This window comes from Trinickia sp. NRRL B-1857 (assembly GCF_050470685.1).
Lineage (GTDB): Bacteria > Pseudomonadota > Gammaproteobacteria > Burkholderiales > Burkholderiaceae > Trinickia.
Genome location: NZ_JBFLUK010000001.1, coordinates 4,276,292 through 4,293,629, shown reverse-complemented (window position 1 = coordinate 4,293,629; position 17,338 = coordinate 4,276,292). Strand labels below are relative to the sequence as shown.

The 17,338-nt window shown below is 65.6% G+C and carries 12 protein-coding genes; 10 read left to right on the top strand and 2 right to left on the bottom strand.

All coding sequences use genetic code 11. The features are described 5' to 3' along the window. Positions 1-97 precede the first annotated feature (97 nt). Genes AB1286_RS19325 through AB1286_RS19290 form a run of 8 tightly spaced genes read left to right on the top strand, consistent with a single transcriptional unit; the run spans position 98 to position 13,655 of the window. On the top strand, positions 98-2,788 hold the full coding sequence (locus AB1286_RS19325) for a sugar ABC transporter (RefSeq protein WP_430364774.1): 2,691 nt from the start codon (positions 98-100) through the stop codon (positions 2,786-2,788). Next, positions 2,778-6,677 (top strand): tetratricopeptide repeat protein, encoded by a 3,900-nt coding sequence (locus AB1286_RS19320; protein WP_430364773.1) that lies wholly within the window; start codon positions 2,778-2,780, stop codon positions 6,675-6,677. The genes AB1286_RS19325 and AB1286_RS19320 overlap by 11 nt, the downstream gene beginning before the upstream one ends. 54 nt (positions 6,678-6,731) lie before the next feature. After that, on the top strand, positions 6,732-7,277 hold the full coding sequence (locus AB1286_RS19315; protein WP_430364772.1) for a penicillin-binding protein activator LpoB: 546 nt from the start codon (positions 6,732-6,734) through the stop codon (positions 7,275-7,277). Between the two features lie 22 nt (positions 7,278-7,299). Continuing rightward, the gene (locus AB1286_RS19310) at positions 7,300-8,682 is read left to right on the top strand and encodes a PelD GGDEF domain-containing protein (RefSeq protein ID WP_430364771.1); all 1,383 of its coding nucleotides are present in this window, start codon (positions 7,300-7,302) and stop codon (positions 8,680-8,682) included. Further along, complete coding sequence (locus tag AB1286_RS19305; protein WP_430364770.1) at positions 8,675-9,694, top strand: hypothetical protein; 1,020 nt, start codon at positions 8,675-8,677, stop codon at positions 9,692-9,694. Before AB1286_RS19310 ends, AB1286_RS19305 begins: the two co-directional genes overlap by 8 nt. Then, positions 9,691-11,328 carry a GT4 family glycosyltransferase PelF gene (pelF, locus tag AB1286_RS19300; protein WP_430364769.1) on the top strand — a complete coding sequence of 546 codons (1,638 nt, stop codon included), beginning with the start codon at positions 9,691-9,693 and terminating at the stop codon, positions 11,326-11,328. The genes AB1286_RS19305 and pelF overlap by 4 nt, the downstream gene beginning before the upstream one ends. Then, positions 11,328-12,701: an exopolysaccharide Pel transporter PelG gene (gene pelG / locus AB1286_RS19295; RefSeq protein ID WP_430364768.1), complete on the top strand. Its 1,374-nt coding sequence runs from the start codon at positions 11,328-11,330 to the stop codon at positions 12,699-12,701. The genes pelF and pelG overlap by 1 nt, the downstream gene beginning before the upstream one ends. A gap of 21 nt (positions 12,702-12,722) precedes the next feature. Beyond that, positions 12,723-13,655, top strand: coding sequence for an endo alpha-1,4 polygalactosaminidase (locus AB1286_RS19290; protein WP_430364767.1), 933 nt, complete (start codon positions 12,723-12,725; stop codon positions 13,653-13,655). Between the two features lie 37 nt (positions 13,656-13,692). Here AB1286_RS19290 and AB1286_RS19285 read toward each other — a convergent pair whose 3' ends face one another. After that, the gene (locus tag AB1286_RS19285; protein WP_430364766.1) at positions 13,693-14,616 is read right to left on the bottom strand and encodes a LysR family transcriptional regulator; all 924 of its coding nucleotides are present in this window, start codon (positions 14,614-14,616) and stop codon (positions 13,693-13,695) included. A gap of 62 nt (positions 14,617-14,678) precedes the next feature. Further along, positions 14,679-15,653: a hypothetical protein gene (locus AB1286_RS19280; protein WP_430364765.1), complete on the bottom strand. Its 975-nt coding sequence runs from the start codon at positions 15,651-15,653 to the stop codon at positions 14,679-14,681. Between the two features lie 226 nt (positions 15,654-15,879). On the opposite strand from AB1286_RS19280, the gene frmR reads away from it, so the two are divergent. Continuing rightward, complete coding sequence (frmR, locus tag AB1286_RS19275; protein ID WP_430364764.1) at positions 15,880-16,155, top strand: formaldehyde-responsive transcriptional repressor FrmR; 276 nt, start codon at positions 15,880-15,882, stop codon at positions 16,153-16,155. Between the two features lie 62 nt (positions 16,156-16,217). Next, positions 16,218-17,327 carry an S-(hydroxymethyl)glutathione dehydrogenase/class III alcohol dehydrogenase gene (locus AB1286_RS19270; protein ID WP_430364763.1) on the top strand — a complete coding sequence of 370 codons (1,110 nt, stop codon included), beginning with the start codon at positions 16,218-16,220 and terminating at the stop codon, positions 17,325-17,327. Positions 17,328-17,338 lie beyond the last annotated feature (11 nt).

Sequence of the window (17,338 nt, the reverse complement as noted above, 5' to 3'; positions counted from 1 at the left end):
TTTTCGGTCCGGCGGCGGCGGCAGTGCGCGATGAGCCGCTTCGAAGGCGGCGCATACGACAACGACGGTCGGCGAACGGCCAGTTCCGGGAAGCAAGTTGAAAGCAGGTTTTGCCAAAGCGGGCCGTTCGGGCCGAAGTACCGTGCGGCAGTGGGTAGGCGTCGTTGCATGGACAGTCGTGATGTGCATCGGTCTCGCGCTCGCCATGGCTCGGCCGGTCGCCGCGCAAACGCCCATAGCGGCGCAGCGGCATGTCAATCTCGCGCTCTACGACGGCGGTGAACCGCCGCTCGATTTATTGCAGGCCTTCGACGCGCTGATCCTCGACCCGGCGCAAGCGTTCGATCCGAACGCGCATCCCCTCGCCCACACCGCTTACATCGCCCGCACGAGCGCCGCGCCCCACGAAAGCGTCGCCGACTTCGTCGCTCGGCAAGTCGAACCACTCTGGCAGCGCGGCTATCGCGGCTTCCTGCTCGACACGCCCACAGCCTACGCGGCGATCGATGCGATCCATACTTCCCATCCCGAAGCCGAGATCGTCGTCGGGGGCGGCCAGGCGCTCGAGATCGCGCGCGCGCATGCCGCGACGGTCTATGCGGTGCTCGCGCAAGGACTCTCGAGCGAGCAAGCCGATTCGCCCTACTCGCTTCAAGCGGCGCAAAGCTTCCAACGCGAGACCGGGATCCCGGTCGTCACGCTCGAATACTGCGACGGCGTCGATCGCGCGTGCGCGCGTCGCACGGCAGAACGCGCGCTGGCCGCGGGCCTCGATGCTTACGTCACCGATCGGGCGCACGATGTCGTCGGTATCGGGCGCATCGAAGTCATGCCTCGCAAGATCCTCGTCGTCCAAGACTTGGCAAGCGGCCAGCAGCTCGATACCAGTCCCGGCGTGACCGCGGTCGCGACGCCTTTGAACTACCTCGGCTACGACGTGCGGTACGCGCAGCTCGATGCGCCGCTGCCGGCCGACATCACGCCGGACCGCTACGCGGGTGTCGTCGCCTGGCTCTCCGGCGATCATGCCCCGCATCGGTGGCGCGCATGGGTGCAACAGGTGATCGATGCACACGTGCCGATCGCGTTTTTCGGGCAGTTGGGCTTCGCGGTAGGCGGCCATGGCGGCGCGCTCGGTCTCGAGCCGGTGCCCGGCAATTTACATGCGCCCTTGAAGATCGTCGCGCGCGACGCGATGATCGGCTTCGAGACAATGCCCGTGCCCGACCCACGCGATCTTCCCGCGCTTCGTATCGCAGGTGGTGGCACCTCGCTGCTCGGGATCGACGCCGGCGGAGAGCGCGTCGACGCGGTCGGCATCATGCCGTGGGGCGGCTTCGCGCTCAATCAGTACAACATCGTGTCGCTCGACAGCATCGAGCAGCAACGCTGGGCGATTCAGCCGATGTCGTTTTTGCGGGCGGCCCTGCGTCTGCCGCCACTCCCGGCGCCGAACGTCACGACGGAAAACGGCCGGCGCCTTCTCATGGCGCACGTCGACGGCGACGGCTTTGCGTCGCGCGCCGAATTTCCCGGTCCCGACTACGCGGGCCAAGCGCTGTACGACCGAATCTGGACACGCTATCCGATTCCGACGACGCTGTCCGTCATCGAGGGCGAAGTCGGGGCCGACGGTCTCTACCCGCAAATTTCGCCGCGCCTCGAGCAGATTGCGCGGCAAATGTTCGCCTTGCCGTACGTCGAGATCGGCACCCACACCTACTCGCATCCGTTCACGTGGGAAAACGTCGACGCGAAGACGGGTGCGCATACCGACCGCGGCGGCTCCGACGCGGCCTTCTCGCTCAATATCCCCGGCTATACGTTCGACCTCGATCGCGAAATCGCGGGCTCGATCGACTATATCGATCGGCACCTCGCTCCGCCCGGCAAGCACGTGCTCGTGCTGCAATGGTCAGGCGACTGCATGCCGCCCGCCGTCGCCGTGCGGCGCGTGTACGAGACCGGTGTCTACAACTTCAACGGCGGCGATACGACGATCACCAAGGCCGACAACAGTTGGCTCGACATCGCACCGATCGGCGTCGAAAAAGGCCCGAACGCCTATCAGGTCTATGCCCCGAATCAGGACGAAAACGTCTACACGAACGACTGGCAAGGACCGTTTTACGGCTTCACGCAAGTGCTGCAAACGTTCGACATGACCGATCGTCCGCTGCGCTTCAAGCCGATCGACATCTACTACCACATGTACAGCGGCACGAAGATGGCGTCGCTGCGCGCACTCGACGAGATCTACCGAACCGTGCTCGCGGAGCCGGTCTTGCCGGTGCATGTGACCGACTACATTCGCCGGGTTCTCGACTGGCGCACGTTCGCCGTCGCGCGCGACAACAACGGCTGGCTCGTGCGCGGCAACGGCGCCGTGCACGAGTTGCACTGGAGCGGCGCCGAAGTACCGCGGCTCGACGACGCGAGCGGACTCACGGGCTACTCGCGCGGTCCGGACGGAACTTACATTCACTTCGACGGCGGCAGCGCGCGCTTCGAACTCGCTCCGGCCGAGACGCGCAATGCGCTGCCCTATATCGACGAGGCCAACGGCTTTGTGCGGCAATTCGAACGCACGGATCATGGCCTGCGTTTCGAATTCGGCGGCTATTACAAGCCGTTTTTCTCGGTGGCCAACGGCGCCCGCTGCCGGGCCTCGAGCGCGGGCGTCCCGCTTGCTTCGGAACGCAGCGGCAACGCGCTACGCGTGTCGATGCCCGGCATCGCGGGACAGACGGTGCAATACCGGCACGTCGAGGTGGACTGTGGCGATTGATCGCCCGCGCATCGCGACGCCGCTCATGCTTGCGGGCGCCGCTTGCGCCATCGTCGGCGCGCTCGCGGCCAGCTACGTCGCCGGCGGCTTGCGTGGGAAGATCGTCGACAACGCCGCGCCGAGCGAGCTCACCGTGGCCTATCTCGAGGCCTGGCTGCGCAGCGCGCCGAACGATCCGGTCTATTTGTCCGCGTTGGCGAACCAATACCTCGCGCTCGGCCGCTGCAACGAAGCGCACGCCAGCGCCGCCCGGCTATCCGCACTCGGGGTACAGCGCTCGCGCCGAGAGGCCATTCAAATCGAACTACGCTGCGACGAGCAGCGGGCATTCGCCGCGCCGGCCGATTCGCCACGGCGCGCGGCGCTATTGGTTCGCATCGCCGGCGAGCTGGACGTTGCCGCGCGCGAAGACTGGAGCGCAGCCGAGCTCGACGCACTGGCATCGCAAGCACTCTCGGTCGGTGCGCCGGCTATCGCCGCGCGTTATCAAGCCCGACTTTCGCAAGTCGATCCGCGGCGGCGCACGTATTGGCAGAAGCAATCCGCGCGGCAATGGCTGGCGGCGGGCGAATACGGCCGCGCCGCGGCAGCGTATTTCGCCGCTCAAGCGGGCGCGAGCAACCTCGACGAGGCCCGCGCGGCTTTCATCGCCGGCGTTCGCGCGCTGCAAGCGGGCAATCTGTTAAACGAAGCATTGGCGCAAGCGCAAGCCCATTTGAGCGGACTCGAGAACGATCGGCAAAGCTTGGAAGTGCTGCTGCAACTGGCGCGCGCCGCGCATCGGCCGGATCTCGTCGATCGTTACGCACGCGCGCTGATGCAGTTTGTCGATGCGGGTCATGCGCCCGCGGCGTCGAACGGCACCGCGCCGCGCGCAATCTGGATCAGGCTCGCTTCGGCCCGAGTCGGCGGACGCATGGCTTCGGCGGCCGCCACGGCGCGCATCATCCCCGCGGTGCTGACCGGCGCGTTGCGCGGCAACGTGCGAAGGATCGGCGAGAAGGCGGCGGCCGCCGCGCCGGCGGTGAGCGATCTCGCATCGACGCTATATCAAGCGTTCCTCGAATCGAACGATCTCGAATACGCGGCCAAGATCGCATCGGACCAAGTCGCCCGCCACCCCGATGCGCCCGAGTGGCGCAAGCGCCTCGCGCAAGTCGACGAATGGCGCAACAAGCCGGCGGCGGCTTTGCAGGCGTGGCTCGCATACGCGCATCAAACCGGCGACGCGGCGGGCTGGTCGAACGTGCAACGTATCGCGCCGATGCTCGATGACGATGCCTCGTACGTGCAAGCGTTGATCCATGCGAGCGACGCGGCGCCCGAGGACTTGAAGCTCGTGGACGGCGTCGTCGCCGCAGACGAACGGCTAGGCCGGCCGGACGACGCCCTCGCATTTCTGAAGGCGCGCATGACCGGCGCGCGGCAAGCGCAGATCGGCAGCCGCTATGCGTTGCTGTCCGAGCGCGCCGGTTACGTCGATCAAGCGCTGAAGACCTGGCAAGCGCTGCACGAATCGAACCGAGGCAACGTCGAATACGCGCTGCACAGCGCGAACCTCTTGTACCGCATGAGCGACCTGCCCCGCGCGCTGCGGGCGCTCGAAGCCGTGCAGCCTTACGCAACCGATCGCGACGTGCTGTACTGGCGCACGTACGGGCAGCTTGCCCGGCTGCTGCAAAACGATGCGGACAGCACGCGCGCCTATCGCCATTTGCTCGCGGGCGGCGAAGAGACATCGGAGGACCTCGCGGCGATGACGTTCTTCTACGAACGTCAGCCTCTGGATGCGGCTCGCCTCGCGCAGCGCCAATATGAACGCGACCATACGGCGCGCGCCCTACGCGATGCGATCGCCTCCTATCTTTCCGCTCATGCGCCCGCGCGCGCCGGCGCCTTACTGAGCAGCTTGACGCCCGCCGAACGCGCAGCCGCGGAGCGCGATCCCGGCTTTCTCGCCGCGCGCGCCGAATACGAGCGGCAAAGCGGCCAATTCGCGGCCGCGCTCGCCGACCTTCGCCTTGCGGTCGCCCTGCCGGGAGTGGGCGACGACACGCGCGCCGCCTATCTTTGGATGCTCGTCGACAGCGCGAGCGCCGCCGACGTGCGAGCCGCGCTCAGGCAGTGGCGCGGCCGTGCACTCGAGGACGAATCGCTCTGGGGGCCGTTCGCGGCCGCCGAGTTACGTTTGAACCGGCCCGTGGCCGCCTTGCGCTACTTGCGCTTGCAGGCCGCGTCGATGCAACGCGATCCGTTATGGCTGCTCACCTACGCGGATGCACAAGAGATGGCGGGGCATCCCGGCATCGCCGCCGCCGTGCGACGACACGTCTGGCTCGACTTGCTGAGCGGCGAGCGCAACCGGAACCGTGCGTCGTCCGGCGGGGGCGAGCCGCTACGGCTGCCTGATCGCAGCGACTGGGAAGCGGTGGCCCAATTGGCGGGCCGGCGCGCGACGCTTGCGCAGACGCTCGCAGACGGCGACGCGGCGCGCCATCTGCTCGATGCCCTCACCGCGCCTGCCGCGACGGCGCCGAGTCCGCTCGACGAATCGGAACATAGCCTGCTCGGCGAAACGCCCGGGCTCTCGCCGCTGCCGAGCGCCACGGCCGGCAGCGCCGAACATGCGCGGCTGCTCGAGGCGGTTGCGCGCGACGTAGCGGTGGCATGGGCCATTTCCGGCGAGCGCTACGGCGTCGCGAAACGCTGGCTCGCGCGCCGCTATGCGCGGCGGCTGCTCGGTGCGCAAGACGAGCGCCTGGCGATCGCACTGGCGGACGACGACGTGCAAACGATCGAGCAGTTGCTCGATCAGCGCACCGCCCCGCTGCCGCGCTACAGCCGAATCGACGCCTCCATGCGCGTCGATCGGCAAGGTGCCGCTCAAGCGCTCGCATTCGACGCATTGGACGGCGCGCCCGACGACACGGAGCTGCATACCCGCCTCGTCGATGCGACGATGTTTTGGAGCCAATCGATCGACGCCTCGATCGACGATTACGTCGAACATCCGCTCGACTACGTCCAGCAAACGCTTGCAGCCAGCCTCAAGCTGTCCGATCACTACATGATCGGCTTGCACGCACAGCAGCGTATGCAACGTTCGACCGATACCTCGCAGCTTGTGAATCTGCCGTCGGTCGATCGCTCGGTCGACTTGAACGTGCGCCGCCTCACGCACGACGCGCTGTTCTCGCTCGATCTCGGCCGCCGCGATGCCGTGAGCGCCTTTTATACGGCGAAAGCAGCCGCGACGCTCGGGCGCAATGCGCCTTTATCGTTGACGGCGACCATCGAACGCAGCGCCGAGGCGACCGAGCAGCAGACGCTGACCGTCGGCGGCGTCAAAGATAGCATCGGCGCGGGCATGACTTGGCAGCGCGGCCCGCGTTGGTCGTGTACGGCGAGCGTCGAGGCGGATCGCTTTTATAGCCAGGCCCGGTCCTTCGTCGGCAGCGGCGTGCTCGAGCAGGCCGAGATCGACTACAAGATTCGCACCGAGTATCCCGACTACACGATTCGCATCGCCGGCGCGCACGGTGCCTACCATGCGAGCGGTCAGGCCGATGCCCTCTTGCAGCGGCTCGCGCCGGCGGCGCTGGGTCCCGTCAGCGCCGCCACCTTCATGCCGAACAGTTACACGCAATTCGGCGCGTTCGTCGGCTTCGGCAACGATTTGCTCGATCGCTATACGCACGCCTGGCGTCCGTATTTGGACGTCGGCATGGTGCACGACACCAATCAGGGCTGGGGCCTGCAAACCGATATCGGCTTTGCCGGCTCCGTGCTCGGCGGCGATCATGCCGCGCTGTACTTCCAGCACGAGCGCGTCGCCGCGCAGGGGAGTTCGGTCACGGTCATCGGCGCGCGTTATCGCTGGTTCTATTGAAGACGAGGCACCCGTACCTGGGGAATTTCGAATGACCAACACAAGGAAAACGACATGAATTGTTTCGAGCGAATCCGCAGAACCGTCGGATGGACGCTCGCCGCGGCCGGCGTGCTCGCTGCGAGCGCGTGCGCGTCGATCGACGTCACGTCGTCGCCCCGGCTTCATGCGACCGACACCGTCGCGGTGCTGCCGATCGCCAACTACACGGAGACGCCCGACGCCGGCAGCGCAGCACAATCGATGGCTGCGAACGCGTTGCGCAAATTGGGAATCGCCACCGTCGACAGCATGCCCGCGAATCCGGGCGGCGATCCGTTCGACGCGACGAGCCAACCCGATCGCGAGAAGGCGCTTGGCTGGGCGCGTGCCCATCATGCGCGATATGCCTTGTCGGGCGCGGTCGAAGAATGGCGGTACAAAGTGGGCGTGGACGGCGAACCGGTGGTCGGCATGACGTTCGAGTTGCGCGACGTCGAATCGGGCAAAGTGGTCTGGAGCGGGACGGGCAACCGGGGCGGCTGGAGCCGCTCCTCGCTCGGCGGCGTGGCGCAGAGCCTGATCGGCAAGATGCTCGCGCCGCTCGCGGCGCGCGGCTAAAGCACCGATGGCCGGGAACGTCATGGACGCGAAAACTTCCGCCGCCGGCGCGCACAACACGCGCCGCGCGGCGCCGCTCGGCAACTTGGGCAGGCTGCGGCGCATGCTGGCGCCCGCGGCCCAGCGCCCGTTCGCGATCTTGGAAAGCGCGGCGTTCACCTTCGCGGTACTGGCCTTCGCCTGGGCGCTCGATCACCGCGATCCTCTGCTCTTGCACGGTAATTTCCCTTGGCTATGGCTCGTGCCGACCGTCATCGCATTACGCTACGGCGTGTTGGTGGGCGTAGGCTCGGGGCTGCTTCTAGCCGCCGAATGGCAAGTGTTGTATCCCGCGGGCGCCGCATGGCCGAGCGCCTACTTCGCGGGTGGGCTGATTCAGGTGATCGTCACGGGTCATTTCGGCGACACATGGGCCGCGCGCACGACACGCGCCGCCTCGATCAACGATTACCTGAACGACCGGCTCGCCGCCCTGACGAACAATCACTACCTATTACGGCTCTCGCACGAGCGGCTCGAGAAAGACCTGTTGACGCGCCCCACCACCTTGCGCGACTCGATCACCGAGCTGCGCCGGCTGTCGCTCGCGCCCGACTCCGCCGAGCGTACGCCGCTGCCCGGTGCTGCACGCTTGCTCGAGTACGTCGCGCGCGCCTGCCAGGTCGAAGTGGCCGCGCTCTATCCCGTACGCGGCGGCAAGCTCGGCCGCCAAGCGCTCGCGACCGTCGGTGCCGCTCCCGACCTCGTTGCGAGCGACCCGCTCGTTAGACTCGCGCTCGATACGGCCAAGCTCGCGCACCTGAAGTCGGAGCATGCGAGCGCGCACGAGAGCCGCTACCTCGTATGCGCCCCGTTGCTCTCGGCCGACGACACGCTGCTCGCGCTATTGGTCATCGAAAAAATGCCGTTTCTGTCGTTGAATTACGACAACCTGCAAATGATGCTCGTGCTGCTCGGCTATTACGGCGACGGCGTCGAGCATTCGCGCGTCGTGCGCGCGGTGCTCGATGCGGTGCCGGGCTGCCCGCTCGAGTTTGCGCTCGAATACGCGCGCCTGGCGCGGCTGCAACGCACGAGCGGCATCGACTCCTCGGTGGTCGCGCTCTCGTTCCGGCGCGACGAAGAACATGACTCGCTGTTCGAGCACGTGCTACGCCGGGGCCGTTCGCTCGACCTCGCGTGGCCGCTGCAAACCGAGCGTCGGTCCGTGTTGATCAACTTGATGCCGCTGACGGATTCGGCCGGTATCGAAGGCTACTTGGCACGCATCGAATCGAACTTGCAGAGCCAGTTCGATACCGACTTCGACCGCGCCGGTATCGGCGTGCATACGCTACATGTGAACGCGGTGTCGACAGGTGCGAACCTGGCCGGTCTCGTGCAACGGGCGGATGCCCATGCTTGAAACCCGCGAACGCCTCGTCACGGGAATCGCCGTTGCGGGAGCCGCGCTCTTGCAGGCCGCGGCGATCGTCGGCGCGCTGCATGCGGGACGCTTCGCCGATCCGCTCGTGGCGTTGCTTGCGTTGCAAGCCATCGTGGCCGTTGCCGAAGCCGTCGCATTCCGGCGCTTGCTGCCCGAGCCGTTGCGCGAGCCACGGCGCACCGTACTGCTGCACCTGTGGCTCGCGTGCATGCTCGTACCGTGTGTCGGCGGCTTGATCGAAGTTTTGGCTGCGGCCTGGGGCAAGTGGATGCCGATGCGGCGCAGCCTGCGCGATGCGGGCATCGTCGGCCGCCCGGAATTCGTGAGCTACCTCGTCTCGCGCGTGGCGCACGGTAGCGGCGCGCGCGTGCAGTCGCGGCTCGCGAACACGCGCGCGGCCACGAGCGACCGGCTTGCCGCACTGGTTGCGATTCAAGGTTTGCCGACCCATACCACCGGTGCCCTGCTGCGCGAACTCCTAGCGGACCCCGTCGACGATCTGCGCTTGCTGGCTTACGGCACGCTGGACCAAGCCGAAAACGAAATCGTCCGCAAGATTTCCGACAGCAAGGATGCCCTGCGTGTGACGACGAGCGACGACGAGCGGCGCGCGTTGCATCGCCGGCTCGCCGAATTGCACTTCGAATTGGTCTATCAGCAACTCGCGCAAGGCGATGTCTACCAGCACACTCTGAAACAGGCCGACGAACATGCGCAGCAAGCGCAGGCGTTGCCCGGCGGCGAGCGCGACGCGGCGCTGTGGCTTTTGCGGGCCCGCCTCGCGCTCGCTCGGCATCAACCCGATGCGGCCGCGCCGCTGCTCGAACGCGCGGGCGCGCTCGGCTTTCCGCGCGAGCGGCTGCTGCCGTGGCTCGCCGAAGTCGCCTTCCTGCAACGGCGCCATACCCGCACGGCCGAACTTGCGGCGGCGCTCGCGCACGGGGCGGCCGCACCCGCGCTCAAGCCCGTCGTCGATTATTGGATCTCATGAACTCGCCGCTAAACCGACGCGCCGCGGACGCCGACGTCTGCCTCCTGCTCGAAGGCACGTTCCCCTATGTTCGCGGCGGCGTATCGAGCTGGGTCAACGAAATGATCCGCGCCTATCCGGACACGCGTTTCGGCATCGTCTTCATCGGCAGCCGGCAGGAAGACTATGCGGGCGCCGCGTACGCGCTGCCGGACAACGTCGTTCATTTCGAGGCCCATTATCTCTACGAGAGTGCGAATGCCGATGCGCGCCCGCCCCGGGAAGTGGCCGGCGACGCCGCCGCGTTCGCACGCTCCGCGCAATTTCACCAAGCGCTGCGCGAGGCCCGCTCGCATACGGAGATCGGCACGATGATGGCCGACTTGCTCCCGATGCTCGGCAGCGACGGCGCGTTGAGCGAAGCGCAGTTCCTGCATAGCCGCGAAGCATGGCGATTCATCGAGGAGCAATACACGCAGCACTGCACGGACCCCTCGTTTACCGATTACTTCTGGACCGTGCGGATCATGCACAAGCCGCTGTGGCAGCTTGCGCGCGTCGCGGCGGGCACGCTGCGGGCCCGCGTCTATCACACGGTTTCCACCGGCTACGCGGGCTATCTCGGCGCGCTCATGCATTACCGCACCGGGCGCCCGTTGATCGTCAGCGAACACGGAATATATACGAAGGAACGCAAGATCGACCTGCTGCAAAGCCGGTGGATCCGCGACAACCGCGGCTTGTTCGAACGCGACGTCTCGAACGTCAGCTACTTCCGCGAATTGTGGGTCCGTTTTTTCGAGGCGCTCGGCGCCTTGGCGTACGGCGCCGCGCAGGAAATCGTCGCACTCTACGAAGGCAACCGCTTGCGGCAAGTCGCGGACGGCGCGCGCCCCGAGCTTACGCGCACGATCCCGAACGGCATCGACGTGGCGGGTCTGCGTCCCCTGCTTGGGCAACGCGACATCGGAAGGCCCCGGCGCGTCGTGGCCCTGATCGGCCGCGTCGTGCCGATCAAGGACATCAAGACGTTTATCCGGGCCATCTTCATCGCTACGCGCACGATGCCCGAGATCGAAGGGTGGATCGTAGGTCCCGAGGAAGAAGACCGCGCCTATGCGCACGAGTGCCGCGCGCTCGTGCAAAGCCTCGGGCTCGATGCGAACGTGCGCTTTCTCGGCTTCCAGCGCATCCCCGACGTATTGCCGAAGATCGACCTGGTCGCGCTGAGTTCGATCAGCGAAGCATTGCCCCTCGTCGTACTGGAGGGATTCGCCGCGGGCGTGCCGGCGATCACGACCGACGTCGGTGCGTGCCGCGAACTGATCGAGGGCTTCAGCCCCGAGGATCGCGCGCTCGGCGTCGCCGGCGCGGTCGTGCCGATCGCGAATCCCGGTGCCTTCTCGCAAGCGGCGCTGACGCTGCTGACGAACGACACGCTCTGGCAAGACGCGCAACGGGCCGGGCTCGAACGCGTTCAGCGCTACTACGCCAAGCACCAGATGATCGACCGCTATCGCCGGATCTACGAATGCGCGGCGGCATCGCCCGATAGGGGGCCCAGCACGGACGCCGGCACCGTCGCCACGCGCTGCCCGTTCGAGCACACGTCCGCGAGCGTGGCGCCGCGCCGCTTTTCGTTTAGGAGCCGTTAATGGCCGGGATCGGATTCGAACTGCGCAAAATCATGCGGCGCGATACGCTGACCGGGGTAACGCGCGCCTACGTCTACGCCGCGCTGATCAGCTCCGGACCGCTGATCCTGTCGATCTTCGGCATTTTAGTCATCGGCTTGCTGACGCTGACGGTCGTCGTACCGACGATCCTGATTACGCAGTTTCAGGTGTCGGTCACTTATATGATCGCGTTCAGCTTGATCCTAACGGGGCCGATTCAGCTATCGTTCACGCGCTTCGTGTCCGATCGATTGTTCGAGAAACGCGACGACCTCGTTCTGCCGAACTATCACGCCATGCTGCTGGTGACGACGCTCGTGGCCGGGGCGTTTTCGACGGCCGTGATGCTGCTCGGCTTCCGCGATCAATCGCTGCACTACCGAATATTGATGGTGGCGGGCTTCGTCATCGTCAGCAATATCTGGATCGCCGTGATTTTCCTGTCGAGCGTCAAGCAATACTGGCAGATCCTGTCGTCGTTCGCCGTCGGCTATACGTTCGTGGTCGTGCTCGCCTTGGCATTTGCGCACTACGGTTTAACCGGGTTGCTCGGCGGTTTCGTCGTCGGCCACTGGGTGCTGCTGCTGAGCCTATCCGCGCTCGTGCATCGACACTATCGCAGTCCGCGCTTCATGTCGTTCGAGGTATTCCATCGGCGCATGGCCTATCCGAGCCTCGCATTCGTCGGCTTGCAGTTCAACCTCGGCATTTGGATCGACAAGATCGTCTTTTGGTATGCCCCCGGTACCGGTAGCCGTGTGATCGGCTGGTTCAATGCGTCGATCATCTACGACATTCCCGTATTCATCGCCTATGTTTGCGTGATGCCGGCCATGGCGACCTTCCTCGTACGGATCGAAGCCGACTTCGCCGAATACTACGACGCGTTCTACGATGCCGTACGCACGGGGGCGACGCTACGTCGTATCAACGACATGCGAGACATGATGGTACGGAGCGTGCGCACCGGGCTCTACGAAATCATCAAAGTGCAATCCGTCGTACTGCTGCTGATCGTCTCGTTCGGCGCCCCGCTGCTCTCGGCGCTCGGCATTTCGACGCTGTATCTGCCGCTGCTGCTCGTCGACGTGATCTCGGCGAGCCTCCAAGTGCTGTTCCTCGGGCTGCTCAACGTCTTCTTCTATCTCGACGCGCGCATCGCCGTGCTGCGGCTGACGAGCGCGTTCGTCGTGCTGAACGGCGCGCTGACCGGCGTCTCGCTCTGGCTCGGTCCCAGTACGTACGGCTACGGATTCGCCGCCGCGCTCGTGATCGTCGTGATCGTCGCCGTGCGAATGCTCGATGCGAAATTCGCTTCGCTCGAATACGAAACCTACATGCTGCGCTCGTGACAGAAACGCCTTCGCCGACCGATGAAACGCACGCCCATCCGTTCTCAGCTCATGTCCTTCGCCACGCCCCTCGTTCGATTCTTCGCTCGCCCGGCTCGCGCCGCCTGGATTGCGCTCGCACTGCGCGCCGTGTTCGGTGCCGTGCCGGCGTGGGCCGATGCGCCGGCCGGCGACGTCCAGCGCGGAGTCGCCTTTTACTACGGCACCACGCCGCCCGTGGAGGCGTTGTCGGGCTACGGCATCGCGGTACTCGAAGCCGACAGCGGATTCGTACCGCGCGAGCATCCCCTGCCCGACACGCGCTGGTATGCCTATGCGAGCGTGGGAGAGGTCACGCCGCACCGCCGCTACTACCGGGACATTCCGGCCGAGTGGTTCGTCGGACACAACACCGCCTGGCGTTCGCATATCGTCGACCAAAGCGTGCCCGGCTGGCCGGCGTTCTTTGTGCGGCACGTCATCGATCCGTTGTGGGATCGCGGCTACCGCGGCTTTTTTCTCGACACGCTCGATTCGTATCAACTGGCCGCGAAAACCGATGCGTCGCGCGAGCGGCAGCGCGAAGGTATCGTGCGCGTGATCCGCGCCATCAAGAAGCGTTACCCGCAGGCACGGCTGATTCTGAATCGGGGCTTCGAGTTGCTGCCCGACGTGCATGACGATGTCGAGGCGATCGCGTTCGAATCGCTGTTCAACGGCTGGGACCAGTCTCATCAGCGCTATGTGGCCGTGCCCGATAACGACCGTGCTTGGCTCCTCGGCCAGGCGCGCATCGTACGCGATCAATACAAGCTGCCTGTGGTCGCCATCGACTATTGCGCCCCCGGAGACGACGCCTGTGCACGCTCGAGCATCGAACAAACCCGGGCGTTGGGGCTGATCCCCTATGTGACCGATGGCGCCTTGCAAACGGTGCGCCCCGCCCCGCGCGACGACGATCGAGCACCGCGTTGAGCGCGCGCGTTGCCGCCGGCGCGACGCTCAGCTCAGATCAACTCAGAAACGGCGTCAGCCCTTGCGCCGCTTCGGCGAAACGCTGCTCGAGAAAATCGAGTAGCGCGCGCACTCTCGGCGCCATGTACTGACTGCGCTGGAACAACGCATGGACGGGCGCATCGGGGCACCGCCACTGCGGCGCGACGATCTTGAGCTTGCCTGCGTGCAGATCGGCCCCGACGTCCCAAATCGACTTCATCACCGCGCCCCGTCCCTCGACGGCCCATTCGCGCGCGATCGCGCCGTCGTTAGTCAGCCGCGCGCGCTCGATAGGCGCCGTGAAACCCACCGATTCGCCGCCTTGCTCGAACTGCCATTGATTGGCAATGCCGGCCGCCGACGTCAACAACACGAAGTCCCACGCGCGCAGCTCGTCGGGATGGCTCGGCATGCCGCGCGCGTCGATGTACTCGGGCGATGCGCATAGCACGCGGCGATTGTCGGCCAATCGTTTGGCGATCATCGCGCTATCGGTGGGCACGCCGAAGCGAATGGCCAGATCGATGTCGTCTTGCAGCAAATGGGAAAGCGAATCGGACAACACCAACGTGAAATTCACTTGGGGATGCAGCGCATTGAATTCATCGAGCCAGTGCCGCAACACCGAGCGCCCGAAGTCCGACGTCGCCGATACGCGCAACGCACCGCTGACGGAGGCACGCCCGAGTTGAAGCGCGGCGCGCGCGTCGTCCAGCGTTTGCAGCGCATGCTGGCAATGCGCCAGATACATGCGTCCTTCGTCGGTCAGTCTGAGCATGCGGGTCGAGCGTTCGAACAACTGCGTATGCAATTGACTTTCGAGCTTCACGAGCCGCGCGCTCGCCGCCGCGGGCGACAGACCGAGCTTGCGGCCCGCCGCCGAGAGGCTGCCTTGGAGGGCCGCCTCAACGAAGAGCCGAATATCGCCGAGATTGTCCATGTTCAAAGCTTGCCTATAAAACGTTGCCGGCCGGCGTGCCTGCGATCGAGACGGCCCGCATGCTAGAAAGCCGGAACGGGATTGCTACCCTCGCTCAGCGCATACCGGCCGTTTTTTAGGCGATAGACGGCGACGTCGTCGACGTCGCGCACCGCCTTGCCCTTCCCAACCGTCTCCGCCCCCGTGAATGCGATACGCAGATCGCCCGGTGCCTCCTTGCCTTGCGCGATCTCCAACTTTCCAACGACGTTGAAGCACTGCGGCGTATCCGGCGCCTCGTCGCGGACATCGCTAACGGGTTGTGCCGGTTGTGCCGGTGGCGTCGCGGCGCCGGATGCAGGCGCCGCCGCGTTCTTCAAAAGAGGCTCGCAATCTTCCGTCGCACCGAGATTGTCGGCCGCCACGCGTAGCGTATCGACGAGCGAACGGACCTCTCCGCGCGAGATGCCATACACCGACGCCCACGAGCCGCAATAGCCCTGCCAACAGCCGCCCGAAGTCAGCACGAGACCGAACTCGCTCGGCGATAGACGCACGACGCGGCTCTCGCCGTAGCTTCCGGCGACGCCGCCGTAATCGACACCGTCGATACGCTTATCGAGCACCCAGCCCGAGCCCTGCCGCACAAAAAAGTACGCCCCGAGCCAAGCGCCCGATGCATACGAGTCGTCACGCTCTCCGGCATCAGTCACCTCGACGCCCTCGGTGAGCATGACCGCGTGCGTATCGTCGAGTCGCACGACCTCGCGCGGCGAGACGTCGAATCGGCTCTCGCCAAGCGTTTTCGTCAGACGTCCGTGATCGTCCCGGTTAGGGACCTCGACGTCGACGATACGCCTATCGCCCTTTTGGGTGTCCTCCCAGGCGGGGAACACCGTACGCATGAGATTCGCGCGTTTCAAATCGGGCGAGTGCGCGACGGCTTGCGTGTCCGATGCCGCCGTACCGGAGGCGACGGACTCGCCGTCAGCCGCCGGATGCTTGCCGCACGCACCGCATAGCAACGTTGCGGCCAGCATGGCAACAGCCAGGGACATACGTGCACCGTAGCAGCCCGAGCCGCGCGCTTCGCGCTCTCGGGTGCGGGCGAAAGGGAGACGACTCGTCGCGGGCATCTTTTCGTCGATCGTTTTTATTTAGGCGCAATGCGGGAGCGGGGGCGGCCCCCGACGCGTGAAGGACGAGAATTTAGCATGAGCAGGCGCTTGGCGGCCGTCCCGAGTCGTGCTACCGTGTACTACCCCCCAGTACCCGAAACCGATCATGCCGCATACCGTCGAAGAGAAAAAGCGCGTCCTTGCCCGCGTCCGCCGCGTGCGAGGGCAGATCGACGCGCTCGAGCGCGCGCTCGAGGAAGGCGCGGACTGCGGCCCGATTCTTCAGCAGATCGCGGCCGTGCGCGGCGCGATCAACGGGTTGATGGCGGGTGTTCTCGAGAGCCACCTCCGAGAAGAGTTTTCGCATGTCGCGCAAGCGAACGGCGCGCAACAAGGATCGATCGACGATGTCGTCGCTCTTGTGCGCTCATATCTTCGTTGACCTCGTGCAGCGGCCGTCGAACCGGTTCGCTGACCTTCCCTTCTTTCGCCCAAAGGACTGAGATGAAATCACGTGCCGCCGTTGCATTCGGGCCCGGCAAACCCCTCGAAATCGTCGAGATCGACGTCGAACCGCCTCGCAAGGGCGAAGTGCTAGTGAAGATCACGCATACGGGCGTGTGCCATACCGATGCCTTCACGCTTTCCGGCGACGATCCCGAAGGGCTCTTCCCCGCCGTGCTCGGCCATGAGGGCGCGGGTATCGTCGTGCAAGTCGGCGAAGGCGTGACCAGCGTCAAGCCGGGCGATCACGTCATTCCGCTCTACACCGCGGAATGCGGCGAGTGCTTGTTCTGCAAGAGCGGCAAGACGAATCTGTGCGTGGCCGTGCGCGCCACGCAGGGCAAAGGCGTGATGCCCGACGGCACGACGCGCTTCAGCTACAACGGCCAGCCGATCTATCACTACATGGGCTGCTCCACGTTCAGCGAATACACGGTCGTCGCCGAAGTGTCGCTGGCCAAGATCAACCCGAACGCCAACCCCGAGCAGGTATGCCTGCTCGGCTGCGGCGTCACCACGGGGCTCGGCGCCGTCAAGAACACGGCTAAGGTGCAGGAAGGCGATACCGTGGCCGTATTCGGCTTGGGCGGCATCGGCTTGGCCGTCATTCAGGGCGCGAAACTCGCCAAGGCTGGGCGCATCATCGCGATCGACACGAACCCCGGTAAGTTCGACCTCGCCCGAGTGTTCGGAGCGACCGATTGCGTGAACCCGAAGGATCACGAGAAGCCGATCCAACAAGTGATCGTGGAGATGACGGGCTGGGGCGTGGACCACAGCTTCGAATGCATCGGCAATGTCAACGTCATGCGCGCCGCGCTCGAATGCGCGCATCGTGGCTGGGGACAGTCGGTCATTATCGGCGTGGCAGGTGCCGGGCAAGAGATTTCGACTCGCCCGTTCCAGCTCGTTACCGGCCGGCGCTGGCTGGGCACCGCCTTCGGCGGCGTGAAGGGACGCTCGCAGTTGCCGGGCATGGTCGAAGATGCGATGGAAGGCAAGATTCAGCTCGCGCCGTTCGTCACGCACACCAAGACGCTTGCCGAGATCAACGAGGCGTTCGATCTCATGCACGAAGGCAAGTCGATCCGCACCGTCGTTCACTATTGATCGGTCGCGGT